Origin of the sequence: Caulobacter sp. FWC2 (assembly GCF_002742625.1) — a bacterium.
Classification (GTDB): Bacteria; Pseudomonadota; Alphaproteobacteria; order Caulobacterales; family Caulobacteraceae; genus Caulobacter.
In genome coordinates this window covers 5122762-5148928 of sequence record NZ_PEBF01000001.1, presented here as the reverse complement: position 1 = coordinate 5148928, position 26167 = coordinate 5122762, and the positions used below count along the sequence as shown (strand labels likewise).

Annotated in this window: 29 protein-coding genes and 1 pseudogene; 15 read left to right on the top strand and 15 right to left on the bottom strand. The window is 67.9% G+C overall.

Annotation, left to right across the window (positions count from 1 at the left end):
- The first annotated feature begins 29 nt into the window (after positions 1 to 29).
- Positions 30 to 602 carry a DUF4337 domain-containing protein gene (locus CSW62_RS24270; protein WP_099582029.1) on the top strand — a complete coding sequence of 191 codons (573 nt, stop codon included), beginning with the start codon at positions 30 to 32 and terminating at the stop codon, positions 600 to 602.
- Here the strand turns inward: CSW62_RS24270 and CSW62_RS24265 are convergent.
- From CSW62_RS24265 to CSW62_RS24240, 6 genes are read right to left on the bottom strand one after another with little or no spacing between them, the layout of a single operon-like run.
- A complete protein-coding gene (locus CSW62_RS24265; RefSeq protein WP_099582028.1) occupies positions 599 to 922 on the bottom strand; it encodes a phosphoribosyl-ATP diphosphatase in 324 nt (107 codons plus the stop codon). The two genes, CSW62_RS24270 and CSW62_RS24265, sit on opposite strands and share 4 nt — an antisense overlap.
- Positions 919 to 1695 carry an imidazole glycerol phosphate synthase subunit HisF gene (hisF, locus tag CSW62_RS24260; protein WP_099582027.1) on the bottom strand — a complete coding sequence of 259 codons (777 nt, stop codon included), beginning with the start codon at positions 1693 to 1695 and terminating at the stop codon, positions 919 to 921. The genes CSW62_RS24265 and hisF overlap by 4 nt, the downstream gene beginning before the upstream one ends.
- Positions 1695 to 2429, bottom strand: coding sequence for a 1-(5-phosphoribosyl)-5-[(5-phosphoribosylamino)methylideneamino]imidazole-4-carboxamide isomerase (gene hisA / locus CSW62_RS24255; protein ID WP_199170688.1), 735 nt, complete (start codon positions 2427 to 2429; stop codon positions 1695 to 1697). Before hisA ends, hisF begins: the two co-directional genes overlap by 1 nt.
- On the bottom strand, positions 2417 to 3058 hold the full coding sequence (gene hisH, locus CSW62_RS24250) for an imidazole glycerol phosphate synthase subunit HisH (RefSeq protein ID WP_099582025.1): 642 nt from the start codon (positions 3056 to 3058) through the stop codon (positions 2417 to 2419). The genes hisA and hisH overlap by 13 nt, the downstream gene beginning before the upstream one ends.
- A gap of 9 nt (positions 3059 to 3067) precedes the next feature.
- The gene (gene hisB / locus CSW62_RS24245) at positions 3068 to 3658 is read right to left on the bottom strand and encodes an imidazoleglycerol-phosphate dehydratase HisB (RefSeq protein ID WP_099582024.1); all 591 of its coding nucleotides are present in this window, start codon (positions 3656 to 3658) and stop codon (positions 3068 to 3070) included.
- A gap of 7 nt (positions 3659 to 3665) precedes the next feature.
- Entirely contained in the window at positions 3666 to 4655 is a 990-nt protein-coding gene (locus CSW62_RS24240; protein WP_099582023.1) for an adenosine kinase, read from the bottom strand.
- Positions 4656 to 4801: 146 nt separating this feature from the next.
- Between CSW62_RS24240 and CSW62_RS24235 the strand changes: the two genes are divergently transcribed.
- Positions 4802 to 5659, top strand: coding sequence for a RimK family alpha-L-glutamate ligase (locus CSW62_RS24235; RefSeq protein WP_099582450.1), 858 nt, complete (start codon positions 4802 to 4804; stop codon positions 5657 to 5659).
- On the opposite strand, the gene nth is transcribed toward CSW62_RS24235, so the two are convergent.
- Positions 5656 to 6363 carry an endonuclease III gene (gene nth, locus CSW62_RS24230; protein ID WP_099582022.1) on the bottom strand — a complete coding sequence of 236 codons (708 nt, stop codon included), beginning with the start codon at positions 6361 to 6363 and terminating at the stop codon, positions 5656 to 5658. The genes CSW62_RS24235 and nth overlap by 4 nt on opposite strands.
- A gap of 54 nt (positions 6364 to 6417) precedes the next feature.
- On the opposite strand from nth, the gene CSW62_RS24225 reads away from it, so the two are divergent.
- The 3 genes and pseudogenes from CSW62_RS24225 to CSW62_RS27555 form a co-directional block, all read left to right on the top strand.
- Positions 6418 to 6894 carry a DUF2244 domain-containing protein gene (locus CSW62_RS24225; protein WP_099582021.1) on the top strand — a complete coding sequence of 159 codons (477 nt, stop codon included), beginning with the start codon at positions 6418 to 6420 and terminating at the stop codon, positions 6892 to 6894.
- A gap of 58 nt (positions 6895 to 6952) precedes the next feature.
- A complete protein-coding gene (locus tag CSW62_RS24220; RefSeq protein ID WP_099582020.1) occupies positions 6953 to 7855 on the top strand; it encodes a methylated-DNA--[protein]-cysteine S-methyltransferase in 903 nt (300 codons plus the stop codon).
- A 6-nt stretch (positions 7856 to 7861) separates the two neighbouring features.
- Positions 7862 to 7959, top strand: a pseudogene (locus tag CSW62_RS27555) (hypothetical protein); the annotation flags it as partial.
- An 8-nt stretch (positions 7960 to 7967) separates the two neighbouring features.
- Here the strand turns inward: CSW62_RS27555 and hslU are convergent.
- Together hslU and hslV are read right to left on the bottom strand one after the other, a co-directional pair.
- A complete protein-coding gene (gene hslU / locus CSW62_RS24215; RefSeq protein ID WP_099582019.1) occupies positions 7968 to 9263 on the bottom strand; it encodes an ATP-dependent protease ATPase subunit HslU in 1296 nt (431 codons plus the stop codon).
- Positions 9263 to 9862: an ATP-dependent protease subunit HslV gene (hslV, locus tag CSW62_RS24210; protein ID WP_199170687.1), complete on the bottom strand. Its 600-nt coding sequence runs from the start codon at positions 9860 to 9862 to the stop codon at positions 9263 to 9265. The genes hslU and hslV overlap by 1 nt, the downstream gene beginning before the upstream one ends.
- 5 nt (positions 9863 to 9867) lie before the next feature.
- Between hslV and CSW62_RS24205 the strand changes: the two genes are divergently transcribed.
- From CSW62_RS24205 to CSW62_RS24190, 4 genes are all read left to right on the top strand, one after another.
- Entirely contained in the window at positions 9868 to 10605 is a 738-nt protein-coding gene (locus tag CSW62_RS24205) for a molybdopterin-synthase adenylyltransferase MoeB (protein ID WP_199170686.1), read from the top strand.
- A gap of 56 nt (positions 10606 to 10661) precedes the next feature.
- Positions 10662 to 11639 carry an alpha/beta fold hydrolase gene (locus CSW62_RS24200; protein WP_099582016.1) on the top strand — a complete coding sequence of 326 codons (978 nt, stop codon included), beginning with the start codon at positions 10662 to 10664 and terminating at the stop codon, positions 11637 to 11639.
- A gap of 63 nt (positions 11640 to 11702) precedes the next feature.
- Positions 11703 to 13217, top strand: coding sequence for an acetyl-CoA hydrolase/transferase family protein (locus CSW62_RS24195; protein WP_099582015.1), 1515 nt, complete (start codon positions 11703 to 11705; stop codon positions 13215 to 13217).
- A 77-nt stretch (positions 13218 to 13294) separates the two neighbouring features.
- The gene (locus CSW62_RS24190; protein WP_099582014.1) at positions 13295 to 13678 is read left to right on the top strand and encodes a group II truncated hemoglobin; all 384 of its coding nucleotides are present in this window, start codon (positions 13295 to 13297) and stop codon (positions 13676 to 13678) included.
- A 4-nt stretch (positions 13679 to 13682) separates the two neighbouring features.
- Here CSW62_RS24190 and CSW62_RS24185 read toward each other — a convergent pair whose 3' ends face one another.
- Positions 13683 to 14669, bottom strand: coding sequence for a D-glycerate dehydrogenase (locus CSW62_RS24185; RefSeq protein ID WP_099582013.1), 987 nt, complete (start codon positions 14667 to 14669; stop codon positions 13683 to 13685).
- Positions 14670 to 14741: 72 nt separating this feature from the next.
- On the opposite strand from CSW62_RS24185, the gene CSW62_RS24180 reads away from it, so the two are divergent.
- From CSW62_RS24180 to CSW62_RS24160, 5 genes are all read left to right on the top strand, one after another.
- Positions 14742 to 15275, top strand: coding sequence for an SH3 domain-containing protein (locus CSW62_RS24180; protein WP_099582012.1), 534 nt, complete (start codon positions 14742 to 14744; stop codon positions 15273 to 15275).
- A gap of 78 nt (positions 15276 to 15353) precedes the next feature.
- Positions 15354 to 15869 (top strand): 3-hydroxyacyl-[acyl-carrier-protein] dehydratase FabA, encoded by a 516-nt coding sequence (gene fabA, locus CSW62_RS24175; RefSeq protein ID WP_099582011.1) that lies wholly within the window; start codon positions 15354 to 15356, stop codon positions 15867 to 15869.
- Positions 15870 to 15940: 71 nt separating this feature from the next.
- Positions 15941 to 17155, top strand: coding sequence for a beta-ketoacyl-ACP synthase I (gene fabB / locus CSW62_RS24170; protein WP_099582010.1), 1215 nt, complete (start codon positions 15941 to 15943; stop codon positions 17153 to 17155).
- Positions 17156 to 17162: 7 nt separating this feature from the next.
- The gene (locus CSW62_RS24165) at positions 17163 to 18950 is read left to right on the top strand and encodes a hypothetical protein (RefSeq protein WP_099582009.1); all 1788 of its coding nucleotides are present in this window, start codon (positions 17163 to 17165) and stop codon (positions 18948 to 18950) included.
- Between the two features lie 76 nt (positions 18951 to 19026).
- Complete coding sequence (locus CSW62_RS24160; RefSeq protein ID WP_099582008.1) at positions 19027 to 19842, top strand: enoyl-ACP reductase; 816 nt, start codon at positions 19027 to 19029, stop codon at positions 19840 to 19842.
- Between the two features lie 12 nt (positions 19843 to 19854).
- Here CSW62_RS24160 and CSW62_RS24155 read toward each other — a convergent pair whose 3' ends face one another.
- The 4 genes from CSW62_RS24155 to CSW62_RS24140 form a co-directional block, all read right to left on the bottom strand.
- Complete coding sequence (locus tag CSW62_RS24155) at positions 19855 to 20463, bottom strand: TetR/AcrR family transcriptional regulator (protein ID WP_099582007.1); 609 nt, start codon at positions 20461 to 20463, stop codon at positions 19855 to 19857.
- A 16-nt stretch (positions 20464 to 20479) separates the two neighbouring features.
- Positions 20480 to 22069: a DHA2 family efflux MFS transporter permease subunit gene (locus CSW62_RS24150; RefSeq protein ID WP_099582006.1), complete on the bottom strand. Its 1590-nt coding sequence runs from the start codon at positions 22067 to 22069 to the stop codon at positions 20480 to 20482.
- Positions 22070 to 22085: 16 nt separating this feature from the next.
- On the bottom strand, positions 22086 to 23201 hold the full coding sequence (locus CSW62_RS24145; RefSeq protein ID WP_199170685.1) for an HlyD family secretion protein: 1116 nt from the start codon (positions 23199 to 23201) through the stop codon (positions 22086 to 22088).
- 115 nt (positions 23202 to 23316) lie between these two features.
- Positions 23317 to 25107 carry a methyl-accepting chemotaxis protein gene (locus tag CSW62_RS24140; RefSeq protein WP_099582004.1) on the bottom strand — a complete coding sequence of 597 codons (1791 nt, stop codon included), beginning with the start codon at positions 25105 to 25107 and terminating at the stop codon, positions 23317 to 23319.
- A 392-nt stretch (positions 25108 to 25499) separates the two neighbouring features.
- Here CSW62_RS24140 and CSW62_RS26270 point away from each other — a divergent pair, with 392 nt between their 5' ends.
- Complete coding sequence (locus CSW62_RS26270) at positions 25500 to 25637, top strand: hypothetical protein (RefSeq protein WP_143324451.1); 138 nt, start codon at positions 25500 to 25502, stop codon at positions 25635 to 25637.
- A gap of 17 nt (positions 25638 to 25654) precedes the next feature.
- On the opposite strand, the gene dut is transcribed toward CSW62_RS26270, so the two are convergent.
- A complete protein-coding gene (gene dut, locus CSW62_RS24135; RefSeq protein WP_099582003.1) occupies positions 25655 to 26122 on the bottom strand; it encodes a dUTP diphosphatase in 468 nt (155 codons plus the stop codon).
- Positions 26123 to 26167: the final 45 nt, after the last annotated feature.

Sequence of the window (26167 nt, the reverse complement as noted above, 5' to 3'; positions counted from 1 at the left end):
CAAAGCTTCACCGAAGCCTGGAGGCGCGCATGGACATCGAGATCGGGGCCGAGGCCAAGGACAAGAGCTTCAATCGGAGGGTGGCGATCACCGTCGTGGCCCTGTCGATCTTCATGGGCCTGTGCGGCGTCAAGGACGGCAACATCGTCCAGGCCATGCAGCAGGCCCAGTCTGATAGCGTCGACGCCTGGAACGAGTACCAGGCCACCAAGACCAAGCTCCACATCGACCAGACGGCGCTGAACCAGACGCGCCTGCTGTCGGTGTCCGGCGACCATCGGGCGGCGGAGGCCGTCCAGGTCGAGACCCAGCGGCTGCAGACCGAGATCGCCAAGTACCGGGCGGAGATTCCCGTGCTCAAGGCCAAGGCCGAGGGGTTTTCGGCGCAGTACGACGCCCTCAACGTCCATGACGACCAGTTCGACGCCTCGGACGCCCTGATCTCGATCGCGGTATCGATCGCGGCGGTGGCGGCGCTGGTCGAGATCCCGGCGGCGCTGTGGGCGTCGTGGGGGTTCGGGGCGCTGGGCGTGACGATGGGCCTGGCGGGCTTCCTGGGCTGGAGCCTGCACTCGGCCTTTCTCAGCAAGTTGCTGGGCTAGGTCTTCCGGGAGGCCTTCTCGGCGATGCCGGACGTGCCCTCGCGGGCTTCCAGCCTCTCGGCCACGGCGTCCAGAGAGACGCCCGAAGCGGCCATCAGGGCCAGCCAGTGGTACAGCAGGTCAGCGCTCTCGGCGGCCAAGGCATCCGGGCCTTGGGCCACGGCGGCGATTACGGTTTCAACCGCTTCCTCGCCCAGCTTTTTCGCAGCCAGGGCGGGGTCGTTGAGCAGCTTGGCAGTGTAGGAAACCGACGGATCGCCGCCCTTGCGGGCTTCGATCGTCGCAGCCAGGCGATCCAGGACTTCAGTCAGGCGGCTCATGCGGCGCTCCTGTCCAGGCGCACCGGGATGCCGGCGTCGGCCATGGCCTGCTTGGCCTCGCCGATGCTGATCTCGCCGAAGTGGAAGATCGAGGCGGCCAGCACGGCGGCGGCGTGGCCGTCGCGGGCGGCTTCGACGAGGTGCTCGGTCTTGCCGGCCCCGCCCGAAGCGATCACCGGCACGTTCACGGCGCCGGTCACGGCCTTCAGCAGGGGAATGTCGTAGCCGATCTTGGCCCCGTCGCGGTCCATCGAGGTCAGCAGGATCTCGCCCGCGCCGCGCTCCACGACCTTGGCGGCCCATTCGACCACGTCGATCCCGGTGTCCTTGCGGCCGCCATAGGTCCAGACGTTCCAGCCCGAGCCGTCTTCGCGCAGCTTGGCGTCGATGGCCACGACCACGCATTGGGCCCCGAAGGCGTCGGCGCCGGCGGCGATCAGGTCGGGGTTCTCGACGGCGGCGGTGTTGGTCGAGACCTTGTCGGCCCCGGCCAGCAGCAGGCGGCGCATGTCGGAAACCTGGCGGACGCCCCCGCCCACCGAGACGGGCATGAAGCAGACCTCGGCCGTGCGCGAGATGACGTCCAGGATCAGGCCGCGTCCCTCGCTGGAGGCGGTGATGTCCAGGAACATCAGCTCGTCGGCGCCGGCGGCGTCATAGGCGCGAGCCTGCTCCACCGGATCGCCGGCGTCGCGCAGGGAGACGAAATTGACCCCCTTGACCACCCGCCCGTCCTTCACGTCGAGGCAGGGAATGATCCGGGTCTTCAGCATCAGGCGGCCGCCGCGATCAGGGCTTCGGAAGGCTTGATCGTGCCGGCATAGAGCGAGCGGCCCAGGATGGCGCCGGCGATCTCGACGCCCGGACGGGCCTTGAGGCGCTCGATGTCGGCGACTGCAGCCACGCCGCCCGAGGCGATGACCGGGATCGAGACCGCGTCGGCCAGTTCGCCCACGCCTTCGACATTGACCCCGGTCAGGGCGCCGTCGCGGCTGATGTCGGTGATGATCAGGGCGGCGACGCCGACGTCCTCGAAGCGACGCGACAGGTCGATGGCCGACAGGTCCGACAGGCCGGTCCAGCCGTCGATCGCGACCTTGCCGTCACGCACGTCGACGGCCACGGCGATCTGTTCCGGCCACAGGCGGGCGGCCTTGCGGACCAGGTCCGGGTCGTGGACGGCCACGGTGCCGAGGATGACGCGGGAGACGCCGGCCTCGATCCAGGCCTCGACGCCTTCCAGCGTGCGGATGCCGCCGCCCAGCTGCACCGGGATGGAGATCGATTCCAGGATCGACTCCACGGCGGCGGTGTTGACCGACTTGCCCTCGATGGCGCCGTTCAGGTCGACGACGTGAAGCCACGAGAAGCCGTCCTTGACGAAGCGCTGGGCCTGGTCGGCGGGCGAAGTGTTGAAGACCGTGGCCTTCTCCATGTCGCCGTGCAGCAGGCGCACGCACTGGCCGTCCTTCAGGTCGATGGCGGGATAGAGGATCATGGGCGCCATTCCAGGAAGTTGGCGAGCAGGGCGAGCCCTGAAGCTTGTGACTTTTCGGGGTGAAACTGTACGCCCGCGACATTGCCCTTGGCCACCGCCGCGACGAACGGGCCGCCGTGGTCGGTGGTGGCCACGACATCGGCCGGGTCGGCCGCGTCGAGGGCGAAGGAGTTGGCGTAGTACATGTGGGCGCCGTCCTCGATCCCCTGGAACAGGGCATGAGCGCGGGCAAAGGTGATGGCGTTCCAGCCCATGTGCGGGATGGTCAGCGAAGGATCGTTCGGCGTGAGCTTCTTCACCTGGCCGGCGATCCAGTCCAAGCCCGGCGTGACGCCGAACTCAAGGCCTTCCGTCGCCAGCAGCTGGTGACCGACGCAGATGCCCATGAAGGGGACGCCCCGACCGTGCACGGCCTGGTTCATGGCTTCATACACGCCGGTGGCGTCCAGTCCGGCGCGGCACGAGGCGAAGGCCCCGACGCCGGGCAGGAAGACGCGGTCGGCCTTGGCGACAAGGTCGGGATCGGCGGTGACGACGATGTCGGCGTCGAGCGCGCGGCGGCGGGCCGCCTCACGCAGGGCCTTTTCGGCCGAACGCAGGTTGCCCGACCCGTAATCGATCAGGGCGACGGTCTGCATGGAGTATCCTTACAGCACGCCCTTGGTGGACGGAGCCTGGCCGCCGGTCTTCGGGTCGATCTCGACCGCCTGACGCAGCGCCCGGGCCAGGGCCTTGAAGCCGCTTTCGGCCACATGGTGGGTGTTATCGCCGTACAGGGTCTCCAGATGCACGCACGCCCCGCAGTTCATCGCGAACGCGTGGTGGAACTCCTTGAAGAGCTCGGTGTCCATCTCGCCGACCTTGGGTCGCTTGAAATCGACCTTCCAGATCAGATACGGCCGGTTGGACAGATCGATGGCGCAGCGCGTCAGGGTCTCGTCCATCGGGATATAGGCCGCGCCGAAGCGGCGGATGCCCTTGAAGCCGTCCAGCGCCTTGTTGATCGCTTGGCCCAGCACGATGCCGGTGTCCTCGACCGTGTGGTGCATGTCGATATGCAGGTCGCCCTTGGTCTCGACCTTGAGGTCGAAGCCGCCGTGGCGCGCGAAGCTCTCCAGCATATGGTCGTAGAAACCAATGCCGGTGGAGATCGTCGAGACGCCGGTCCCGTCGAGATCGATCCAGACCCGGATCTGGGTCTCCTTCGTCTCGCGGACCACTTCAGCGGTGCGGGCCATGAGCTTCCTAAAGTCCATTCTTCGCGGCCAGCTCGCGCAGGGAAACCTGCGGGCGCGGGCCGTAGTGGTCGATGACCTCGGCGGCGGCCAGGGAGCCCAGCTGGCCGCAGACCGGCAGCGGACGGCCCTGGGTCAGGCCGTAGAGGAAACCAGCGGCGTATTGGTCGCCCGCGCCGGTCGTGTCCACGACTTTTTCCACGGGGTAGGCCGAGATTTCGTGAAGCTGCCCGCCCGAGGCCACGACCGAACCCTTTTCGCTGCGGGTGACGGCGGCGATCTCGACCATCTCGGCCAGCGCCTTGGTCGCGGCGTCGAAGTCGTCGGTTTCGAACAGGGCGCAGACCTCGGCGGCGTTGGCGAAAACGATGTCGCACTGGGTCTGGATGAAGCCCAGCAGACCGGCGCGGTGGCGTTCGACCACGAAGCTGTCTGACAGGGTGATCGCGATCTTGCGGCCGGCGCCGTGGGCGAGGGCGGCGGCCTTGGCGAAGGCGCGGCGGGCTTCCGGCGGGTCGAACAGATAGCCTTCCAGATACGAGACCTGGGCGGCTTCGATGATCTCGGGATCGACATCGGCGCTGGACAGCTCGACGCACGCGCCGAGATAGGTCGACATGGTGCGCTGGGCGTCGGCGGTGACGTTGATCAGGCTCTGGGCGGTGGCCGGGCCCTCGGCCAGGGCGGGCGTGGTGAACACGCAGCCGATGGCGTTCATGTCGTGGCGGAAGACGCGGCCCAGCTGGTCGTCGGCGACCTTGCCGATATAGGCGGCCTTGCCGCCGAAGCTGGCGATGCCGGCCATGGTGTTGGCGACGCTGCCGCCCGAGGCTTCGATGCCCGAGGCCATGGCGTCGTACAGGCTCGCGGCCCGCGCCGGGTCAATCAGGGCCATCGAGCCCTTGGTCAGGCCTTCCTTGGCGAGGAAGGCGTCGTCGCACTGGGCGATGACGTCGACGATGGCGTTGCCGATGCCGGCGACGTCGTAGAGCGCGGTCATGGAGCGGAACAAACCTTTGAAAGAACAGGGCGGGCAAGCCCGAAACACTTGGCGATTAAAGGAAGTGGGAGCTCAAGGCAACGCAAGGCTTGCCCGACCGGTCGCGACATCTTAGCTGCGAGGCTTCGTTGAACGCGAGTATGCCGATGGCCGACATCCTGATCCTGGTCCCCGCCCGCGACGAGCACCGCTATGGCGACAGCTGGGCGCCGCTGCTGGAGCGCCTGGCCGGACCGCTGCGCCGCCACGGCCTGACCATCGCCGCCCAGCCGTGGACGGACCGGGTGGACCAGGACCAGGCGCGTCTGGTCATGCCCTCCCTGGCTTGGGGCTACCACGCTCGCCAGGCCGACTGGTTCGCCCAGCTGGACGCTTTCGAGGCGGCCGGTCTCCGCATGGTCAATTCGCCTGCGGTGCTGCGCTGGAACTCGACCAAGACCTATCTGGTGGAGCTGGCCGGGAAGGGCGCGCCGGTCGTCCCGACCCACGCGCACGACGCCCTGACGCTGGAGCACGTCCAGGCCGCCTTCGACGCGTTCGGGGTCGACGAGGTGGTGGTCAAGCCGCAGATCTCGGCCGGCTCGCACGAGACCATCCGGGTCAAGCGCCACGGCTCGCTCGAAGGCGGCCCTACGGGTCCGGCCCTGATCCAGCCGTTCCTGCCGGCGGTGGGCGAGGAGGGCGAACTGTCGCTGTTCTATTTCGACGGCCATTTCAGCCACGCGGTGGCCAAGGTGGCCGTGGAGGGCGACTTCCGCGTCCAGCCGCAGTTCGGCGGCAGGGCGACCGAGATCGCGCCCGAGCCCGAGGCCCTGCGCGCGGCCGAGATGGTGCTGGAAGCGGCCGGCGCGCCCCTGACCTATGCCCGTGTCGACCTGATCCGGGGTCTGGAGCACACGCCGCAGCTGATGGAGCTGGAGGCGATCGAGCCGGATCTCTTCCTGGAACACGCGCATGACCAGGGCGAGGCCTTCGCCCAGGCGGTGATCAAGGCGATCGGCTAAGCCCCCAGAAACAGCTCTCGCGAAGGGCACAGGTCGCTGATCCTGCAGATCTCGCACTTGGGCTTGCGCGCCACGCAGACATAGCGGCCGTGCAGGATCAGCCAGTGGTGCGCCCGGGTCTGATACGGAACCGGCACGATCCGCATCAGGTCCTGCTCGACCGCGTCGGGGGTTTTGCCGGCTGACAGCTTCAGGCGGTGGGCGACGCGGAAGACGTGGGTGTCCACGGCGATGGCGGGCTCGATGTCCAGCTCGTTCAGCACCACGCTGGCGGTCTTGCGGCCCACGCCGGGCAGGGCTTCCAGATCCTCACGGTTCAGCGGGACCTGACCGCCGTGCTTGTCCATCAGGATATGGGCGGCGGCGATGACGTTCTTGGCCTTGGTGCGGAACAGGCCGATCGAGGCGATGTACCTGATCAGCCCTTCTTCGCCGAGCTCCAGCATTTTCTGCGCGCTGTCGGCGACCTGGAACAGCGGGCCGGTGGCCTTGTTGACCTGGACGTCTGTGGCCTGGGCCGACAGGGCCACGGCGGTCACCAACTCATAGGGGTTGGCGTAGTTGAGCTCGGTCTTGGGATGCAGCTCCAGGCTTTCGAACCGCGCGAACAGCACCTCGACCCGTTCGCGCTCGGCGGGGCTGATGCGCTTTTGGGCGGGTTTCTTCTTCTTCGTCAGCGAGGGCTTGGCCATGGCGGGGACCATGCCGTGGTACGAACGTCTCGCCAAGCATCGGCAGCGCGACTAGATTTCCGACCCATGGCCGCGCCGATCTACATGGACACCCTGATCACGCCGAACCGGTCGCTGAGCGATCGGGGCATGAAGATCGTGCTGGGCGTGGTCATCGCCTTCAACCTGCTCATCGCCCTGTTCCTGCTCGTGCTGCGCGCGCCGGTGGTGCTGCCATTCCTGGGCCTGGATGTGCTGGGCGTCTGGCTGGGCCTGAGGGCCAGCGCCCGCGCCGCGCGTCGGGCCGAGCGCGTGCACGTCACAGCCGAGGCGATCACGGTCAGCCGAGAGGATGAGAAGGGCAGCCGTCAGATCTGGACCTCGCCCACGGCTTTCACCCGGGTCGGTGTCGAGCAGCCGGGCGAGCATGAGGCGCGGGTTCGCCTGATGATCTACCGTCGGCGCCTGACGATCGGCCGAGCCCTGGCGCCGGTCGAGCGCATGGACTTCGCCAATGCTCTTCAGGACGCCGTCCGCGCTGCCCGCAACGAGCGCTGGTCGTGACCGCCTGGACACCGACAGCAAGAACCGGGCGGACACTGTTCTGCGCGCGCCATAGCCTATGAGCATGGCCTACGACGCATCCCCTTTTCCGACCGCAATCCCGGAGATGGCCAGCCAGGAGTTGGCTCGCCTGGCTGAGCGCTCGGTCGACTACCACCGCATGGCCAAGGCGCTCGACTGGCTGGCCGAGCGGTGGTCGGATCATCCCTCGCTGGACGAGGCCGCCCAGGCCGTAGGCCTGTCGCCGTTCCACTTTCAACGCATCTTCACCCGCTGGGCCGGGGTCAGCCCCAAGAGCTTCGTCTCGGCCATCGCCCACGCCGAGGCCCGCCGCTCGCTGGAAGCCGGCGGCACGGTGCTGGACGCGGCCTTCGACGCCGGGCTGTCGGGGCCCTCGCGCCTGCACGACCTGTTCATCGCCCAGGAGGCCGCGACCCCCGGCGAGGTGCGCCGGCGCGGGGCGGGGATGCTGCTGCGCTGGGGGTGGGCCCCGACGCCGTTCGGCAAGGGCCTGTTCGTGATGGCCGAACGCGGCCTGGCGGGCCTGGCCTTTTCGGACGGCGACGACGAAGCGACCTTCGCCGACATGCACCGCCGCTTCCCGGCCGCCGACTGGCGACAGGACGATGAGGCCGCTCAGGCCACGGCGATCCACGCCTTCACAGGCGGGGAAGGGCCGTTGCCGGTCGTGCTGATCGGCTCGCCCTATCATGTGCAGGTCTGGAAGGCCCTACTGCGGATCCCGGCCGGCGAGACCGCCACCTACGGCCAGGTCGCCTGCTGGGCCGGCAAGCCCAAGGCGTTCCAGGCCACGGGCGGCGCCATCGGGGCCAACCCGATCTCGCTGCTGATCCCCTGTCACCGGGCGATCGGCAAGAGCGGCAAGCTGACCGGCTACCATTGGGGCCTGGCGCGCAAGGCGGCGATCCTGGGGATGGAGGCGGTCGCGGTCGCCTCATGAAACCCAGGGTCCGTCCTCGCCCTTCGACAGGCTCAGGGTGAGGACTACTCTTGCCGCCGATCAGTAGAAAACCTCACCCTGAGCTTGTCGAAGGGCGGGGTTTTCGGTCGCCCTAAAGGATAAACCGGCTGAGGTCGGCATTGGCCGCCAAAGCCCCGATCCGCTCCTGCACATAGGCCGCGTCGATCGCAACGGTCTCGCCGCTACGATCGGCCGCCGAGAAGCTGATCTCCTCGACCACCTTCTCCAGGATCGTCTGCAGCCGGCGGGCGCCGATGTTCTCCACCGAGTTGTTCACCGCCACGGCCGCGTCGGCCAGGGCGTCGATGGCTTCGTCGGTGAAGGTCAGGGTCACGCCTTCGGTCAGCATCAGGGCCTGGTGCTGGCGGATCAGGTTGGCTTCCGGCTCGGTCAGGATGCGGCGCATGTCGTCGCGTGACAGGCCTTTCAGCTCGACGCGGATCGGCAGGCGGCCTTGCAGTTCGGGCAGCAGGTCCGACGGCTTGGCCACGTGGAAGGCGCCCGAGGCGATGAACAGGATGTGGTCGGTCTTCACCGGCCCGTACTTGGTCGAGACCGTGGTGCCCTCGATCAGCGGCAGCAAGTCCCGCTGCACGCCCTCGCGGGAAACGTCGGCGCCCGAGCGCTGCGAACTGCTGGCGACCTTGTCGATCTCGTCCAGGAAGACGATGCCGTGGTTCTCGGTCAGCTCGAGGGCCTCCTGGGTGAGGGCTTCCTGGTCGAGCAGCTTGTCGCTCTCCTCGGCGATCAGCGGGGTCCAGGCGGCCGAGACGGTGGTCTTGTGGGTCTTGGTGCGACCACCGCCGAACGACTTCATCATTTCCGACAGGTTCAGCACCTGGGCGCCGGGCTGGCCGGGGATCTCGAAACTGCCGCCGCCGCCGGTGTCGGCCAGCTGCAGCTCGATATCCTTATCGTCCAGCTCACCGGCGCGCAGTTTCTTGCGGAAACTGTCGCGGGCGGCGGTCGAGCCAGGGCCGGTCAGGGCGTCGAGGATGCGCTCCTCGGCGGCGGCTTCGGCCTTCGCCTTCACAGCGGCGCGGCGCTTGTCGCGGACCATGGCGAGCGCGCTTTCGACGAGATCGCGGACGATCTGGTCGACGTCGCGGCCGACATAGCCGACCTCGGTGAACTTGGTGGCCTCGACCTTGAGGAACGGCGCCTGGGCCAGCTTGGCCAGGCGACGGGCGATCTCGGTCTTGCCCACGCCGGTTGGGCCGATCAGCAGGATGTTCTTGGGCGTCACCTCGTCGCGCAGGTCGGCCGGCACGCGACGGCGGCGCCAGCGGTTGCGCAGCGCCACGGCGACGGCCTTCTTGGCCTCGGCGTGGCCGACGATGTAGCGGTCCAGTTCGGAAACGATCTCGCGGGGGGAAAACTCGGTCATTACAGGCTTTCCACCGTCAGATTGCCGTTGGTGTAGACGCAAATCTCGGCGGCGATGGCCATCGCCTTGCGGGCGATCTCTTCGGCCGAGAGGTCCTGGTCGAGGAGTGCCTTACCCGCCGCCAAGGCATAATTTCCGCCCGAGCCGATCGCCGCCACGGCGTTGCCGTCGGCGCTCTCGCCCGGCTCCAGCACGTCGCCGACGCCCGTGACGGTGTAGATGGCGGTCTTGTCGGCGACCAGCAGCATGGCTTCGAGCTTCCGCAGATAACGGTCGGTCCGCCAGTCCTTGGCCAGGTCGACGCAGGCCCTGGCCAGCTGGTCCGGGTACTGCTCCAGCTTGGCCTCGAGGCGCTCGATGAGGGTGAAGGCGTCGGCCGTGGCCCCGGCGAAGCCGGCCACCACCTTGCCCCCGGCCAGGCGTCGGACCTTACGGGCGTTGCCCTTAACGACGGTTGGCCCCATGGAGACCTGTCCGTCGCCGGCGATCACGGTCTGTCCGTTCTTGCGCACCGCCAGAATGGTCGTGCCGTGCCAGTCGGGGAAGGAATTGCTGCTTTGCATGGCTTCGCATGTGGCGAGGCCGGGCCGGAGGGTCAAGCGCTGTGAGTTTTTCAGCAAACGAGGTCGAGCGCTACGCTCGCCATCTGGTGCTTCGCGAAGTGGGCGGTCCGGGCCAGCAGAAGCTGAAAAGCGCCCGCGTGCTGATGGTCGGGGCCGGGGGGCTGGGCGCGCCGGCCGCGCTGTATCTGGCCGCCGCCGGGGTCGGGACCATCGGCCTGGTCGACCCGGACGCCGTCTCTCTGTCGAACCTGCAGCGCCAGGTGCTCTACGCCACCGCCGATGTCGGCCGGCCGAAGGTCGAGGCGGCGGTCGAGCATCTGGCCGCCCTGAACCCCCACACCACGGTCGAAACCCACCCGGTATGGCTGGACGCCGCCAACGCCGGCAACATCGTCAGGCGGTATGACCTCGTCCTGGACGGCACCGACGACTTCGCCACCCGCTTCGCCGTCAGCGACGCCTCCCTGGCCCAAGGCAAGCCCTTGGTCAGCGGCGCTCTGGGCCGCTGGACCGGCCAGGTCGGGGTGTTCCAAGGCCAGCCCTGCTATCGCTGCCTGGTCCCGGAAACCCCGCCAGACGCCGAGACCTGCTCGCTGGTCGGCGTGGTCGGGGCGCTGGCGGGGGCGATCGGATCGATGATGGCGCTCGAGGCGATCAAGCTGATCGTCGGCGCGGGTGAACCGTTATCGGGCAAGCTCTTGATCTATGACGCCCTTTCGGCCGAGACCCGCACGGTGCGGATCGGGGCCGATCCCCATTGTCCGTCGTGCGGCGCTTGACGAAGAACATCGTTCTCTGAAAGCCTAGTATGAGATTCACATCGCGGAGAGGCGGGATGAAGACGCTGTTGCGCGGCCTTGGCGTGGCCCTGGCCCTCATCGCCGTCCTGGCCACGGCGGGCTGGTTCCTGCTCCAGCGGCCCGACATACCCTATGCCACGCTGGAAGCGCGGTATGGCTATGCCGACAGCCAGTATGTGGACCTGCCGGGCGGCGTGCGGGCGCACTACCGCGACCTCGGACCGCGAGAGGCGCCGGCCATCGTACTGGTTCACGGCTTCTCGGCCTCGACCCATGCCTGGGACGCCTGGACCAAGGCGCTGTCGGGCAACTATCGCGTGGTCGTCCTCGACCTGCCGGGTCACGGCCTGACGCGGGCGCCTGCGGGCTATGCCGCGGGTCGGGACGGTTTCGGCGCGGTGGTCGACGGCGTGACCGGCAAGCTGGGCCTGGCGCGCTTCACCCTGGGCGGCAATTCGATGGGCGGCGGCGTGGCCTGGGCCTACACCCTGGACCATCCGGACAAGGTCGAGCGCCTTGTTCTCGTCGACGCGGCGGGCTGGCCGATGACCAAGGCCGGCGGAGCCTCGATCTTCGCGATCCTGCGCAATCCGCTGGGCCGCCGCTTGCTCAAGGACATCGACAGTCGCCCGCTGGTCGCCCAGGGCCTGCGCGCCGCCTATCTTGATCCCAAGCTGGTCACGCCGGCCCTGGTCGATCGCTATGTCGATCTGGCCCGCGCCCCGGGGCATCGCGACATCCTGCTGGGCTTGCAGACCGGCGCGCGGCGGCTGGCGACGGCCGCCGACCTGTCGCGGATCCACGTTCCCACCCTGGTGATGGTCGGCCAGGACGACCGCCTCATCCCGGCCGCCGATGGCGAGAAGTTCCACAAGGCCATACCGGGCGCGACCCTGATCCTCTATCCGGGCGTGGGTCACGTGCCGATGGAGCAGATCCCGGATCGCTCGGCGGCCGACCTGAAAGCCTGGCTGGAAGCCCATCCGGTGAAACAGCCATCCAATCCGGGTTGATCTGGATCAAGAATTCGCTCCGCCTGCTAGGCTAAGCCTCGTCAGCTTGGACGGAGGCACGACATGAGCCCATCGCGGATCGGACTGCAAAGCCTGAAGGCCATGGTGATGCCGGCACAGGCCGCCGCCGCCCTGATCGGGCCCGGTGAGACTGTGGGCATGAGCGGCTTCACGGGCTCGGGCTATCCCAAGGCCGTGCCGATGGCCCTGGCCAGCCGCATCGAGGCCGAGCACGCGGCCGGAAACCCCTTCCGCCTGCGGGTCTGGACCGGCGCCTCGACCGGGCCGGAACTGGACGGCGCCCTGGCCAAGGCGGACGGCATCGAGTTCCGGCTGCCCTACAATTCCGACCCCATCGCCCGCGACAAGATCAATCGCGGCGAGATGGACTATTTCGACATGCACCTGTCCCAGGTGGCGCCGATGGCGTGGCAGGGGTTCCTGGGGCCGCTGGACACGGCGCTCATCGAGGTCAGCGGCATCCGGCCCGACGGGTCGCTGATCCCGTCCTCGTCGGTGGGCAACAACAAGACCTGGATCGACCGCGCCTCCAAGGTGATCCTGGAGGTCAATCGCTGGCAGAACCCGGCTCTGGAGGGGATGCACGACATCTACTACGGCACGGCCCTGCCGCCGAACCGCGTGCCAATCCCGCTGGTGCGGCCGCACGACCGCATCGGCGAGGCCTATTTCCGCTGCGACCCGGACAAGATCGTCGCCATCGTCGAGACGGACTCCCCCGACCGCAACCTGCCGTTCGACGCCCCGGGCGAAGACCATCGGGCGATCGCCGGCCACCTGTTGGAATTCTTCCGCCATGAGGTGGCGCGCGGGCGGCTGCCGGCCAGTCTGCTGCCGCTGCAGTCGGGCGTGGGCAACATCGCCAACGCGGTGATGTCGGGCCTGGTCGACGGGCCGTTCGACAACCTCACCGCCTTTACCGAGGTACTGCAGGACGGAATGCTGGAGCTGATGGAATCCGGCAAGCTGCTGACCGCCTCGGCCACGGCGTTTTCGCTGAGCCCCGAGGCGGCCGCGACCCTCAACGCCGACATGGCTCGTTTCCGCGATCGTCTGGTGCTGCGCCCGCAGGAGATCAGCAACCACCCCGAACTGATCCGCCGCCTGGGCTGCATCGCCATGAACGGCATGATCGAGGCCGACATCCACGGGGCCGTGAACTCGACCCACATGATGGGCTCGCGGATCCAGAACGGCATCGGCGGCAGCGGCGACTTCGCCCGCAACGCCTATGTCTCGATCTTCATGGCCCCGTCGACGGCCAAGGGCGGCAAGATCTCGACCATCGTGCCCAAGGCTCCGCACGTCGACCACATCAACCAGGACGTCCAGATCCTGGTCACCGAACAGGGCCTGGCCGACCTGCGCGGTCTGTCGCCCCGCCAGCGGGCCGAGGTGATCATCGAGAACTGCTCGCACCCGGACTATCGCCCGGCGCTGAAGGACTACCTGGCAAGAGCGCGTCGGTACTCCTACGGCCAGCAGTCCCCGACTCTGCTGATGGAAGCCTTCGCCTGGCACCAGCGGTTCATCGAGACGGGAGACATGCGGGGCTAGTCGCCAGGGCTTGAGCCGGATCAAGGCGCGGTCGGCCGATCGGGTCGATCCTGCTGGCTTTGAGTCCGGAGTGTTCGATGACCGACCAGCAGACCGCGTTCGACCAGATCGGCGGCGCTTCGCGCGTGGACGCCCTGGTCGAGGCTTTCTACGATTTCGTCGAGACCGACCCCGCCTATGCCGGCCTTCGGGCGATGCACGCGCGCGACATGACGACGGTGCGCGCCGCGCTGAAGGGCTGGCTGACCGGCTGGCTGGGCGGCCCGCGCGACTGGTTCGCCGCCAATCCCGGCGTCTGCATGATGTCGATGCACCGCGCTATGCCGATCGACACCGCGACGGCCGGTCAATGGACTGACGCCATGGGCCGCGCCTTGGCTCAGGTCGAGGTCGACCGTGAAATGGCGGCGGCCCTGCACGAGGTCTTCGGCCGGATGTCCGCGAACATGACGACCCGATAGGTCTCTACAGCATCGACGGGATCACGCGGTCCGGCGGCCGGTGGCCGTCCATGAAGGTCTTCACGTTGACGATGACCTTCTCGCCCATGTCGATGCGGCCCTCGACCGTGGCCGAGCCCATGTGGGGCAGCAGCACGACATTGGGCAGCTTCAGGAGCTTGGGATTGATCGCGGGCTCGTGCTCATAGACGTCGAGGCCGGCGCCGGCGATCTCCCCCTTGGCCAGCATGTTGGCCAGGGCCCCTTCGTCGATCACCTCGCCGCGCGCGGTGTTGACCACGATGGCGTGCGGCCGCAGCAGCTTCAGCCGACGGGCCGACAGCAGGTGGTAGGTGGCCGGGGTGTGCGGACAGTTGACCGAGATGAAGTCCATCCGGGCCAGCATCTGGTCGAGGCTTTCCCAATAGGTGCAGCCCAGCTCCTCGGCGATGCGCGGGCTGACGGGCTTGCGGTTGTGATAGTGCACCTGCATGCCGAAGGCCTTGGCGCGGCGGGCGACGGCCTGGCCGATGCGGCCCATGCCGATGATGCCCAGGCGCTTGCCCCACAGGCGGCGGCCCAGCATCCAGGTCGGCGACCAGCCATGGAAGCCGCCGGACTTGACCACTTCGGCCCCTTCGACGATCCGGCGCGAGGCGGCCATGATCAGGGTCATGGTCAGGTCGGCGGTGTCTTCGGTGAGAACCCCCGGCGTATTGGTGACGATGATGCCGCGCGCATTGGCCGTGGCGACGTCGATATTGTCCACACCGGCCCCGAAATTGGCGATCAGCTTGAGCCGATCGCCGGATCGCGACAGAAGGCGGGAGTCGATACGATCGGTGATCGTCGGCACCAGCACGTCGGCGCGGCCCATGGCGTCGACGAGTTCATCCGCCGTCAAGGGTTTGTCGGAGACGTTCAGTTCGGTATCGAACAATTCGCACATCCGCGTCTCCACTGGATCAGGGAGTTTGCGGGTGACGATGACTTTGAGCTTGCGGGCGGCCATGGGCGGTTTGAAAAGCTCTCTCTGACGGGCGTTTGAAAGCTGTAGCAAAGGGGCCCGAGGGGGCCAAGCAACATGCCGTCGAAATCAGAACATCGTTCGTCCCGAATGGGTTTCGCCTTGATCGGGGTCACCTTGGCGCTGCTGGCGGGGCCAGCGCGGGCGGAAGGGCCGAAGATCACCCCGTCGGGGCTGGAGGTTCCGCGCTACGTCTCGCTGAAATATGCCGAGGTCAATGCGCGCAACGGTCCGGACGAGGCGCATCGGCTGCTGTGGATCTACCACGCCAAGGGCCTGCCGGTGCAGGTGGTGGCCGAAACGCGCGAATGGCGGCGGATCTGCGATCCCGAGGGCGGCTTGGCCTGGGTGCACAAGCGCACGACCGACGGCCGCCGCTCGGCCATGCGGGTGCTGCCGACGAACCTGCCCCTGCTCGGGGCTCCCAAGGCGGGGGCAAAGGTCAGCGCCTATCTGAAGGGCCGATCGGTCGCCCAACTCGACAAGTGCGAGAAGGGCTGGTGCAAGCTGCGCGCCGACGGCTCGACCGGCTGGGCCAAGGAAAGCGACATCTGGGGCGCCGATCCGGTCGTGCAGTGCCGCAAGGGTTAGGCGCAGACCGCGCTTGAGGGATGTCGACCGGCAGGGAAACGTTGAGACCTGACCCGCCGCCGTGCTAGGGGCGTGCCCATGCAGAAGAACGCCTACACCTTCGAAGAACTCCTGGCCTGTGGCCGCGGCGAGCTGTTTGGCCCCGGCAACGCACAGCTGCCGGCCCCGCCCATGCTGATGTTCGACCGCATCGTCCGGATCGAATCCGACGGCGGCAAGCACGGCAAGGGCTATGTCGAGGCCGAGTTCGACATCAATCCGGACCTCTGGTTCTTCGGCTGCCACTTTATCGGCGACCCCGTCATGCCCGGCTGCCTGGGCCTGGACGCCATGTGGCAGCTGGTCGGCTTCTTCCTGGGCTGGTCGGGTGGTCCCGGCCGCGGCCGCGCCCTGGGCGTCGGCGAGGTGAAGTTCACCGGACAGGTGACGCCGGACGTGAAGAAAGTCGTCTATAAGATCGACTTGAAGCGGGTGATCATGCGTAAGTTGGTCATGGGAATCGCCGATGGCGTCCTGGAAGCCGACGGCAAGGCCATCTACGAAACCAAGGATTTGAAGGTCGGACTGTTCACACCCGAACAGATGGCGTCCTGATCCGTTAGACGAGACCGGCCCTACAGAGCTGGCCCCTGACGGATTTCGAGGGGGAGAAGAGGATTTACGATATGCGTCGCGTCGTCGTCACCGGACTGGGGATCGTCTCGTCCATCGGCAACAACGCCAATGAGGTGTTGGCGTCCCTTCGTGAAGCCAAGTCCGGCGTGATCGCCGCGCCGGAATACGCCGAACTGGGTTTCCGCTGCCAGGTCCACGCCGCTCCCCACATCGAGTGGGAGTCGCTGGTGGACCGCCGCGCCGCGCGCTTCCTGGCGCCCGGCACGGCCTACGCCCACATCGCCATGGAGCAGGCGATCGCCGACTCTGGCCTGTCGGAAAACGAGATCTCCAACGAGCGCACCGGCTTGATCGTCGGCTCCGGTGGTCCGTCCACCCGCGTCATCGTCGAAGCCGCCGCCACGACCCGGGAGAAGGGTCCCAAGCGGATCGGCCCGTTCGCTGTGCCCAAGGCCATGAGCTCGGGTCCGTCGGCGGTGCTGTCGACCTGGTTCAAGATCCGCGGCATCAACTATTCGATCAGCTCGGCCTGCGCGACCAGCGCCCACTGCATCGGCGCGGGCGCCGAGCAGATCCAGATGGGCAAGCAGGACATCGTCTTCGCCGGCGGCTGCGAGGAGCTGGACTGGACCCTGTCGAACCTGTTCGACGCGATGGGTGCCATGAGCAGCAACTTCAACGACCGTCCGGCCGTGGCCAGCCGCGCCTATGACAAGGCTCGCGACGGCTTCGTGATCGCCGGCGGCGCCGGAATCGTGGTGCTGGAAGAGTACGAGCACGCCAAGGCGCGCGGGGCCAAGATCTACGGCGAACTCGTGGGCTACGCGGCCAATTCCGACGGCTACGACATGGTCGCCCCGTCGGGCGAGGGCGCGGCGCGCTGCATGCGCATCGCCATGAAGGACGCCGGCGACCGGGCCATCGACTATCTGAACCCGCACGGCACCTCGACGCCGGTCGGCGACAGCAAGGAAATGGGCGCGGTGCGCGAGGTGTTCGGCGACAAGGCCCCGATGATCTCGTCGACCAAGTCGCTGACCGGCCACAGCCTGGGCGCGGCCGGCGCGCAGGAGGCCATCTACTCGATCCTGATGCTCAACAACGACTTCGCCGCCGAGAGCGCCAATATCGAGGAGCTGGACCCCGAGTTCGCCGACCTGCCGATCCTGCGCCAGCGGGTCGACAAGCCTATGGAAACGGTGATGTCCAACAGCTTCGGCTTCGGCGGCACCAACGGCACGCTGATCTTCAGCCGCGCCGACTAGGGCGCGGTTGTCGGCTCGCGAGGCCTTCGATCTCTACAAGACCGGCCGCCTGGCCGAAGCCGCCGCCCTGTGCGAGCGATTGGTCGTGGACTCGCCCAGCGTCGAGGCATGGCATCTGCTGGGCGTTTCGCGGCTAGGCCTTAACCAGACCGAGGCCGCCCTGACCGCGCTCGACGCCGGCCTGGCCCTGGATGGCGGGCGATCCGGCCTGTTGTCGGCGAGGGCCCTGGCCCTGACGGCCCTGGGCCGTGACCAGGCGGCGGTGACGGCGGCGCGCGTCGCCTTGGCGGCCGATCCCGACAATCCCCCGGTCTTCAACGCCGTGGCTGTGTCATTGCAGCGACTGGGCGGCTTCACCGAAGCGCTGTTGGCGCTCGATCACGCCGTCGCCTCTGCGCCGCGAGAGCCGAGCTTCCTGGCCAACCGCGCGGCGCTGAAATCTCTGCTGAACCGCCCGGCCGAGGCGGCTCGAGACCTGGAAGTCGTTCTGGAAATCGACCCGCTGCATCCGCGTCTCGCCGGCGATCTGCTATGGGCGCGCCGCCAGGTCTGCGACTGGCGCGAGGACGCGGCGCTGGACATGCTGGTCAAGGCGGACCTGAAGCTCGGCCGGTCCGCCATCGCGCCGTTCGCGGCCCTGGCGATCTTCGACATCCCGGTCCTGCACCGCCGGTGCGCGCAGCTGACCGCCCCGCCGCCGGCTCCGCCGCCGGTATGGCCGGTGCGACCGGCCGGCGAGCGGATCAGGGTCGCCTATCTCTCCTCGGACCTGCACGAGCACGCCACGGCGCGGCTGCTGGCCGGGGTGCTGGAAGCGCATGACCGCTCTCGCTTCGAGATCTTCGCGGTGTCGTATGGCCCCGAGACTGGCGGCCCGCTGCAGGCGCGACTAAAGGCGGCCTGCGAGCACTGGATCGAGGCGCGGGATCTGTCAGACGCAGCGATCGCTCTGAAGTGTCGCGAACAAGGCGTTGATATCGCGGTGGACCTCAAGGGTTACACCCAGGACGGTCGGCCGGGAATCCTGGCCCATCGCGCCGCGCCGGCTCAGGTGAGCTGGCTGGGCTATCCGGGGACCTTGGGCAAGCATGCCGACGTCGTCCTCGCGGACGCCGTGACCCTCCCGCTGGGCGCGGAGTCCGACTGGTCGGAGGCGGTGGTGCGCTTGCCGCACTACCAGCCCAACGACACCCTCAAACCGGTATCGCCGCCGCCCAGCCGCGCCGAAGTCGGCTTGCCAGAGGGGGCGACGGTATTCTGCTGCTTCAACAACCCGGCCAAGATCACGCCGGAGGTGTTCGCGGCCTGGATGTCGGTCCTCAAGGCCGCGCCCGCCGCCGTACTGTGGCTCTATGCTGGCGCGCCGGGCGCGGCCGACAACCTGCGCGCCCACGCCGTCGCGGCCGGGATCGCGCCCGAGCGCCTGGTTTTCGCCGAGCCTGTCCCGCACGACCGGCATCTAGCGCGCCACGCCCTGGCCGATCTGGTTCTCGACACCTGGCCCTACGGCGCCCACACCACGGCCAGTGACGCCCTGCGCATGGGCGTTCCCGTCCTGACCCTGCCTGGGAAGAGCTTCGCCAGCCGGGTTGGCGCAAGCCTGCTCACCGCCGTGGGCCTGCCCGAACTGATCGCCGGGTCCGAAGCCGATTACGTCGCCAAGGCCGTCGTTCTGGCTTCCGAAGCCAGCCTGAAAACCCGCGTCGTCGAGGCCGTCAGGCGCTCGGATCTGTTCGATCCCATCGCCTTCGCGCGGTCGCTCGAGGCGGCCTATGCCGGCCTCGCCCGACGCTGAAAGGTCGCTGAAGGGTTCCGCGCGGCCTCGGCCCCTGCTAACCAGCGAACAACGACTTTAAGAAGGGGCCCGACACATGGCCGACGATTACGCGTTCCCGAAGGGCGAGCTGATGCGGGGCAAGAAGGGCCTCGTCATGGGTGTGGCCAATCACAACTCGATCGCCTGGGGCATCGCCAGCCAGCTGGCCGCCCAAGGCGCCGAGATGGCCTTCACCTATCAAGGCGAAGAGCTTGAGCGCCGCGTGCGCCCGCTGGCCGAGAGCATCGGCGTCAAGACGCTGATCCCGGCCGACGTCACCGACGACGCCTCGATGGACGCCGCCTTCGCCAAGATCGAGGAAGTGTTCGGCACGATCGACTTCGTCGTCCACTCGGTGGCCTTCGCCAACAAGAACGAGCTGAAGGGCTCGTTCGTGGACAACACGACCCGCGAGGGCTTCCTGCTGGCCATGAACATCTCGGCCTTCAGCTTCGTCGACGTGGCCAAGCGCGCTTCGAAGATCATGCCGAACGGCGGTTCGCTGATCACCATGACCTATCTGGGCTCGGAGCGGACCATCCCGAACTACAACACCATGGGCGTGGCCAAGGCGGCTCTGGAAGCCTCGACCCGCTATATCGCCCGTGACCTGGGTCCCAAGGGCATCCGCTGCAACGCCATCTCGGCCGGCGCCATGCGCACCCTGGCCCTGGCCGGCATTTCGGGCGGTCGCGGCATGATCGCCCAAGGCCGCGCGTTCTCGGCCATGAAGGAAGACACCTCGATGGAAGGCGTCGCCGGCTGCGCCCTGTGGCTGGCCTCGGACCTGGGCAAGTCGACCACGGGCGAAGTCGTCCACGTCGACGCCGGCTTCCACATGATGGGCATGCCCGACGCCGAAGAGGCGTAAGCCTTTCAGGCTCTAAGGGGCGTAAGCCCGCATGAACCTCTCGGCCGCCTCCTTCGCGAGGCGGCCGTACTGTTCCTGGGTCTTGTCGGACGGCAGGCGCAGCAGGGACCGCAGCTGGCTGTGGCCCATGACCATGCCGGAGAAGAATTCCGCCGCCTGGTCGAAATCCTCGACGTTCATCCGGCCTAGCTCGGTTTCGGTCTTCAGGAACGCCGCCAGCTGTCGGCGGGCGCTCAAGGGACCGGCCTCGAACACCTCCTGGGCGATGTCGGGCATCTCCCCCACGCCCAGTATGATCACCCGTAGCATCGAATAGCTCTTGTTGGTGACCACGGTCTCCAGCACCGAGCGGGCGTAGGCTTCCAGCGCCTGGGCCGGATTGCCGGCGGCTTCGGGGTCGCGCAAGGGCGCGGTAATGGCCTCGACCCGGCGATTCATCAGGGCCCGCATCAGCTCGGCCTTGGAGCCGTAGTGATTATAGACCGTCTGCTTGGAGACCCCGGCGCGGCGGGCGATCGCCGCCATCGGGGCGGCCAGGCCCCGTTCGCCGATCACCTCGACGGCGGCGTCCAGGATGGCTTCGCTCTTGGCGACGTCGATCTGTCCGGGCACCCTTGGCATTAGAAGACTCTGGGCATCAGTGAGCGTCCGAAGGCGGCGGGGGGGCGTTCTTGACCGGGGCGGCCAGCAGCGACACGCCGGCGGCGACGAAGCAGCCGATGGCCAACAGGGTGAAGCTGTCGCCGAAGGCCAGCACGGTGGCCTGCTGCTGCATCATGCCGCCAATGGCCTTGCGGGCCGCGCCGCCGGGGTCGGCGACGCCCAGCTGCTGCATCCGCTCCATCAGGCCCGCCATCATGCCGGCCGTCGCGCCGCCCTGGGTCACCTTCGAGGTCAGGTCGTCGTAATAGAGCGCCGTCTGCTGGGAGATCGAGGTGGCGAGCAGGGCCAGGCCGATGGCCCCGCCCGTGTTGCGCGACAGGTTCACCAGGCCGGAGGCGTTCTTGATCATGTGCGGGGGCAGGGTGCTCATCGTGATCTGCTGGGTGGCGATCATGGCGATCATGACGCCGACGCCGCGACAAGCCTGGACGCCGGCGAACTCCCAGAAACCCCAGTCCTTGGTCACCCCATGGGCCATGTACATGCCCCATCCGGCCAGGATGAAGCCGATGAACATCGGCACGCGCGGGTCGGTCTTGCGCACCAGCCGGCCGGCGATCGGCCCGGTCAGGAACATCGACAGGCCTGAGACGATCATCGTGGTGCCGACCTCCGACGCCGAATAGTGGCGCACCCGGCCCAGGAACTGCGGCAGCAGGAAGGTGCCGCCGAACAGGCTGGCGCCCGAGACGGCCGTCATCAGCACGCCGACCGAGAAGTTGCGATTGGCGAAGGCGCGCAACTCGACGATCGGGTTCTTGTAGGTCAGCTGTCGCCATATGAAGGTCGCGCCGCCCAGGACGGCCACCACGGTCAGCCACAGGATGCCGCTGTCGTCGAACCAATCGTCCTTGGCGCCCTCTTCCAGCACGAACTGCATGCTCATCAGGAAGATCGCCATGACGATCAGTCCGAACCAGTCGAAGCCCTTGGCCAGGCTGGGATCGCCCTTGTCGAAGTCGGCCCAGCGATAGACGCCGAACAGCACGATCAGGCCGGTGGGGACGTTGATGAAGAACAGCCACCGCCAGGACAGCGCCTCGGTCAGGTGGCCGCCCAGGGTGGGGCCGACGGTCGGGGCCAGGGTGACGATCAGGCCCATGATCACGCTGGCGGTGATGCGCCGCTCGGGCGGGAAGGCGGTGAAGGCCACGGCGAACACCGTCGGGATCATCGCCCCGCCGATGAAGCCCTGCAGGGCGCGGGTCAGGATCATCATGTCGATCGACGAACTAAGGCCCGTCAGCACGCTCATGACGATGAAGCCCGTGCACGAGATCAGATAGAGACGCTGGGTGCCCCAAAGGCGCGACAGGTATCCCGACAGCGGGATCATCACGACCTCGGGGATCAGGTAGGCCGTCTGGATCCAGCTGATCTGGTCGGTGCTGGCCCCGACGCCGGCCTGGATCTGGGGCAGCGAGGCCGCCACGATCTGGATGTCGAGGATGGCCATGAACTGGCCGATGACCATGGCGCCGAAGCCGAGGAACAGCTTGGTCCAGTCGACCTCGGGCTTTGTCGGGGTCTGGGGAGCGGCGGCGGGCAGGGCGGCGTCGGTCATGACGCGCTCCTTCGCTCTAGCGGTCCACGCCCTGGCGGGCGACCTGCGGCGTGGCCTGGTCGGCCTCGGCGAACGAGGGACCCGACCGGTCGCGGACGTCGACCTTGATCTCGACCGAAAGGCCCGGACGCAGGGCCGCGCCGAGCTGGCTGCGGTCGACCACGATCTTGACCGGCAGGCGCTGGGTGATCTTGGTGAAATTACCGACGGCGTTCTCGACCGGGATCAGGGCGAACTCCTGGCCCGTGGCCGGGGCGAAGCTGTCGACCTTGCCGACGATCTTCTGCTTGCCGAAGGCGTCGGCCTTGATCTCGACCGGCTGGCCGACGCGGATGCGAGAGACCTGGGTTTCCTTGAAGTTGGCGACGATATAGGCCTGGCCCAGGGGGACGACCGACATCAGCGCCACCCCCGGCTGGACCAGCTGGCCCGGGCGGACCGAGCGGGCGCCGACCACGCCGCCGGCGGGCGCGCGGATCACGGTGCGTTCCAGATCCAGCTTGGCCTGCTCCACGGCGGCGTGGGCGGCGGCGGCCTGGGCGATGGTCTGGGCCTTGGCCGAGCCGAGCGACTGGGCGGCGCGCTTCTCGGCTTCCAGGGCGGCCTGGGCGCTGGCGACGCCAGCGGCGGTCTGGGTGGCGCCGGCGCGTTCAGTCTGGACCTTCTGCTGCGAGACCCAGCCTTGCTTGGCCAGGGCGTCGTAGCGCTCGAGATCGGCCTTGGCGCGGCCGGCGTCCGCCTGGGCGCTGGTCACGCCGGCGGCCTTCTGGGCGATCATCGCCTGTTCAAGGCTGTTTTTGTCGTCGATGGCGCGGATGGCGGCGTCGGCGGCGCTGGCGTTGGCGATGGCCTGATCCAGGCGCGCCTGGAAGGTCGAGGGGTCGATCTTGGCCAGCACCTGGCCGGCCTCGACCCGCTGGTTGTCAGCCACCAGAACCTCGGCGACATAGCCCGAAACCTGCGGGCTGACCTGCACGGTGTCGGCCTGAACGAAGGCGTTGTCCGTGCTTTCGAAGTGCTGCTTGTCGAGGAACCAGAACGTCCCGCCCACGACGACGGCGGCCAGGGCGACCCCGCCCGCGATCATCGGGACCAGCTTCTTGTTGCCCGTGGGCTTCTCTGGCGACGCCATGACCTGTTCCGATCGAAAGAGTTCGAGCGCCGGATACTGGGGTCCGGCGCGCGCTTCAAGGGATAAATGGACGCACCCGTCCAAAAATCAATAATCCGCGAAAGGTTCCCGCGACCTAGGCGGCGCGGCGGGTGTTCGCGGTCTCGGCGAGGCGGAAGCGCTGCACCAGTCGGCCCAGTTCGCGCGCCTCATTGGACAGCGCGTGGCTGGCGGCGGTCGACTGCTCGACCATGGCCGCGTTCTGCTGGGTGGCCTGGTCCATCTGGTTCACAGCGGTATTGACCTGATGCAGGCCGGTCGCCTGCTCCGTGGCCGAGGCGGCGATCTCGGCGACGATGCGGTTGATGTCGTGCACCCCGGCGATGATCCGCCGCAGGGCTTCGCCGGTTTCGCCGACCAGGCCGACGCCCTCATCGACCTGTTGGGCCGAGGCGTTGATCAGGGTCTTGATCTCCTTGGCCGCGTCGGCCGAGCGCTGAGCCAGGGCCCGAACTTCCTGGGCGACCACCGCGAAGCCTCGTCCCGTCTCGCCCGCCCGGGCGGCTTCGACCCCGGCGTTCAATGCCAGCAGATTGGTCTGGAAGGCGATTTCGTCGATCACGCCGATGATGGCGCCGATTTCGCGCGAGCTGCTTTCGATCTGGCCCATGGCGGCCACGGCGCGGTCGACGATGTCGCCGCCCTTTTCGGCGTCGTTGCGGGCGCTGTCGACAGTGCGGCGCGCGCTGCCGGCGCCTTCGGCGGTGCGGCGGACCGTAGCGGTGATCTCGTCCAGCGCCGCGGCGGTCTCTTCGAGGCTGGCGGCCTGTTGCTCGGTGCGACGCGACAGGTCGTCGGCGGCGTGGCTGATCTCGCCCGAGCCGGCCTGGATGCCGCCGACCGCGCCGTTGATCACGCTCATGGTGTCGGCCAACTGGTCCATGGCGGCGTTGAAATCGGCCTGCAGCTTGCGATAGGCCGGCGGGAAGGTCTCGTTCAGGCGAAAGGTCAGGTCGCCGGCGGCCAGGGATTCCAGACCCTTTCCGACGCGGGCGACTACTTGGGCCTGTTCGCGGGCGTTGCCCTGGCGCTCGATCTCGCCAGCTTCGCGCGCGCGCTCGGCGTCTGCGCGCTGGTCCGAGGCGGCGCGTTCCAGGCGGATCTTCTCCAGCGCGGCTTCCTTGAAGGTCAGGACCGCGGCGGCCATGCCGCCGATCTCGTCCTTGCGACCCACGGCCGGCACCTCGACGGCGTTGTCGCCATCGGCCAGGCGACGCATCGTGGCGGTCATGGCGGTGACCGGCGCGGCGATGGCGTTCGACAGCAGCCAGCCCATCAACACGGCGACGCCGACCGCCAGGGTTCCGCCCGCGGCCAGGGTGATCAGGCCGGCGCGGAAAGCCTTGACCTGGTCGGCGCGACGCTGGGCCAGCTGGTCCTGCTCGACCTTCGCCATGGCCTCCAGCACCTTGCGGACATTACTCAGGCGGCCGGTGGTGGCGATGGTCGCGCGCGCCTGATCAAGGGTCGTCGGATCGTCGGCTTCGGTGAGCTGCCTGCTGATCTCGCGTTCGAAGGTGGCGACGGCCGCGGTCAAGGCGTCCGCGCGAGCCTGCTCGTCAGGATCCTCGACGCCCGCCGCGATGCGCCTATAGGCCTCCGCGTACTCGGACTGATACTTCTCGCGCTTTTTCAGGAACGAGGCGTCCCGGCTGGCGACGTAGCCGCGCACGGCGTTCTGCTCTTCGACCAGGGCTCCAGTGGTGTCGGCGATCGCGTCGATATAGGCGTAGCTGTGCTCGTTGAGCGCCGTGATCTTCTGGATCGACGACAGGCTTCCGGCGACCAGCGCCCCCGCGAAAATAACGCCCGCAACGAGCGCCGCGAACGCGATCAACAGTTTATGCGCAACCTTGAGATTAGACATAAGCAGTGCCCTAAGACCGGAAGTCGAGGGCAAGATGCCGGGGCAGGGTTAATAAATCTCAAGAGTCTTGATTTATATCAATGTTGGCTGAGTTCTGGCTTCCAGAAATCGATTTCTCACGCCGCTTACGCGGTGCAGAATCCCGGTTCGCGGCGTTTTGACGCAGATCGCGTCGCCGATACTGCCTCGAACTCCTGGCAGTCACCGCGCCAATGCATGAGTTGCCGGCAGGACACGGCAGCTTGACCATGCGACGACGCGTCGCGATTTCCCTTGTGTCGGAATCGCGACAGACTAAAAGCCGCTCCCCAATCGCAACCAACGGCTCGGGAGCGCGTATCTCCTCCGGCGTCAGTATCCGCCGGCCCCGCTGAAGGTCGCAGGAGGTTCAGATGAAGTCCCATCCCCCGATCGGCCAGACGCCGCTCGACATGATCCGCCCGGTGCTCTGGATGGCCGCGGCCGCCTTCGCGGCCGGCTTCGGCGGCTATCTGATGCTGGGCCTGCGGGCGATCCACCCGGCGGCCTAGCTAAACGACCGTCCCGACTAGACGCCTGTCGAGCCGAACCCACCGGCGCCGCGATCCGTGGCGTCCAGGTCGTCGACCTCGACCAGCGACCATTGCGGGGCCGCCGCGATCACGCCCTGGGCGATGCGATCGCCGCGACGGATGGTGAAGTCCTCTTCGCCCAGATTGATCAGCAGCACGCAGACCTGGCCGCGATAGTCGCTGTCGACGGTGCCCGGGGCGTTGACCACCGTGACGCCGTTCTTGAAGGCCAGGCCCGAGCGCGGGCGCACCTGCATCTCATAACCGTCCGGAATCGCCACCGAGAACCCGGTCGGGGCCATGCAGCGCGAACCCGGCTTCAACACGATCGGCTCGTCCTCCGGCACGTGAGCCCTGAGATCAAAGCCCGCCGCGCCCGCGGTGGCGTAGGCCGGAACCGGCAGGTCGGCATTGCCTTCCCAACGCTTGAAGCGGATGGCGAGACCGGCGGGGATGGCGGACATGCGGGCGGTTCCTGATCTGGAGAGGTCGACCCGCCTGTAGCTGAT

What these genes read in the sequence shown, in the direction of transcription:
- CSW62_RS24150 (WP_099582006.1), bottom strand. Translation starts at nt 22,069, where the DNA reads ATGACCGACGCCGCCCTGCCCGCCGCCGCTCCCCAGACCCCGACAAAG.
- hisB (WP_099582024.1), bottom strand. Translation starts at nt 3,658, where the DNA reads ATGGCCCGCACCGCTGAAGTGGTCCGCGAGACGAAGGAGACCCAGATC.
- CSW62_RS24190 (WP_099582014.1), top strand. Translation starts at nt 13,295, where the DNA reads ATGACCGACCAGCAGACCGCGTTCGACCAGATCGGCGGCGCTTCGCGC.
- hslU (WP_099582019.1), bottom strand. Translation starts at nt 9,263, where the DNA reads ATGACCGAGTTTTCCCCCCGCGAGATCGTTTCCGAACTGGACCGCTAC.
- hisH (WP_099582025.1), bottom strand. Translation starts at nt 3,058, where the DNA reads ATGCAGACCGTCGCCCTGATCGATTACGGGTCGGGCAACCTGCGTTCG.
- CSW62_RS24145 (WP_199170685.1), bottom strand. Translation starts at nt 23,201, where the DNA reads ATGGCGTCGCCAGAGAAGCCCACGGGCAACAAGAAGCTGGTCCCGATG.
- CSW62_RS24140 (WP_099582004.1), bottom strand. Translation starts at nt 25,107, where the DNA reads ATGTCTAATCTCAAGGTTGCGCATAAACTGTTGATCGCGTTCGCGGCG.
- CSW62_RS24195 (WP_099582015.1), top strand. Translation starts at nt 11,703, where the DNA reads ATGAGCCCATCGCGGATCGGACTGCAAAGCCTGAAGGCCATGGTGATG.
- CSW62_RS24160 (WP_099582008.1), top strand. Translation starts at nt 19,027, where the DNA reads ATGGCCGACGATTACGCGTTCCCGAAGGGCGAGCTGATGCGGGGCAAG.
- nth (WP_099582022.1), bottom strand. Translation starts at nt 6,363, where the DNA reads ATGGTCCCCGCCATGGCCAAGCCCTCGCTGACGAAGAAGAAGAAACCC.
- CSW62_RS24225 (WP_099582021.1), top strand. Translation starts at nt 6,418, where the DNA reads ATGGCCGCGCCGATCTACATGGACACCCTGATCACGCCGAACCGGTCG.
- dut (WP_099582003.1), bottom strand. Translation starts at nt 26,122, where the DNA reads ATGTCCGCCATCCCCGCCGGTCTCGCCATCCGCTTCAAGCGTTGGGAA.
- CSW62_RS24270 (WP_099582029.1), top strand. Translation starts at nt 30, where the DNA reads ATGGACATCGAGATCGGGGCCGAGGCCAAGGACAAGAGCTTCAATCGG.
- CSW62_RS26270 (WP_143324451.1), top strand. Translation starts at nt 25,500, where the DNA reads ATGAAGTCCCATCCCCCGATCGGCCAGACGCCGCTCGACATGATCCGC.
- CSW62_RS24200 (WP_099582016.1), top strand. Translation starts at nt 10,662, where the DNA reads ATGAAGACGCTGTTGCGCGGCCTTGGCGTGGCCCTGGCCCTCATCGCC.
- fabA (WP_099582011.1), top strand. Translation starts at nt 15,354, where the DNA reads ATGCAGAAGAACGCCTACACCTTCGAAGAACTCCTGGCCTGTGGCCGC.
- hisF (WP_099582027.1), bottom strand. Translation starts at nt 1,695, where the DNA reads ATGCTGAAGACCCGGATCATTCCCTGCCTCGACGTGAAGGACGGGCGG.
- CSW62_RS24220 (WP_099582020.1), top strand. Translation starts at nt 6,953, where the DNA reads ATGAGCATGGCCTACGACGCATCCCCTTTTCCGACCGCAATCCCGGAG.
- CSW62_RS24240 (WP_099582023.1), bottom strand. Translation starts at nt 4,655, where the DNA reads ATGACCGCGCTCTACGACGTCGCCGGCATCGGCAACGCCATCGTCGAC.
- CSW62_RS24185 (WP_099582013.1), bottom strand. Translation starts at nt 14,669, where the DNA reads ATGGCCGCCCGCAAGCTCAAAGTCATCGTCACCCGCAAACTCCCTGAT.
- CSW62_RS24265 (WP_099582028.1), bottom strand. Translation starts at nt 922, where the DNA reads ATGAGCCGCCTGACTGAAGTCCTGGATCGCCTGGCTGCGACGATCGAA.
- fabB (WP_099582010.1), top strand. Translation starts at nt 15,941, where the DNA reads ATGCGTCGCGTCGTCGTCACCGGACTGGGGATCGTCTCGTCCATCGGC.
- CSW62_RS24155 (WP_099582007.1), bottom strand. Translation starts at nt 20,463, where the DNA reads ATGCCAAGGGTGCCCGGACAGATCGACGTCGCCAAGAGCGAAGCCATC.
- hisA (WP_199170688.1), bottom strand. Translation starts at nt 2,429, where the DNA reads ATGGCGCCCATGATCCTCTATCCCGCCATCGACCTGAAGGACGGCCAG.
- CSW62_RS24235 (WP_099582450.1), top strand. Translation starts at nt 4,802, where the DNA reads ATGGCCGACATCCTGATCCTGGTCCCCGCCCGCGACGAGCACCGCTAT.
- CSW62_RS24180 (WP_099582012.1), top strand. Translation starts at nt 14,742, where the DNA reads ATGCCGTCGAAATCAGAACATCGTTCGTCCCGAATGGGTTTCGCCTTG.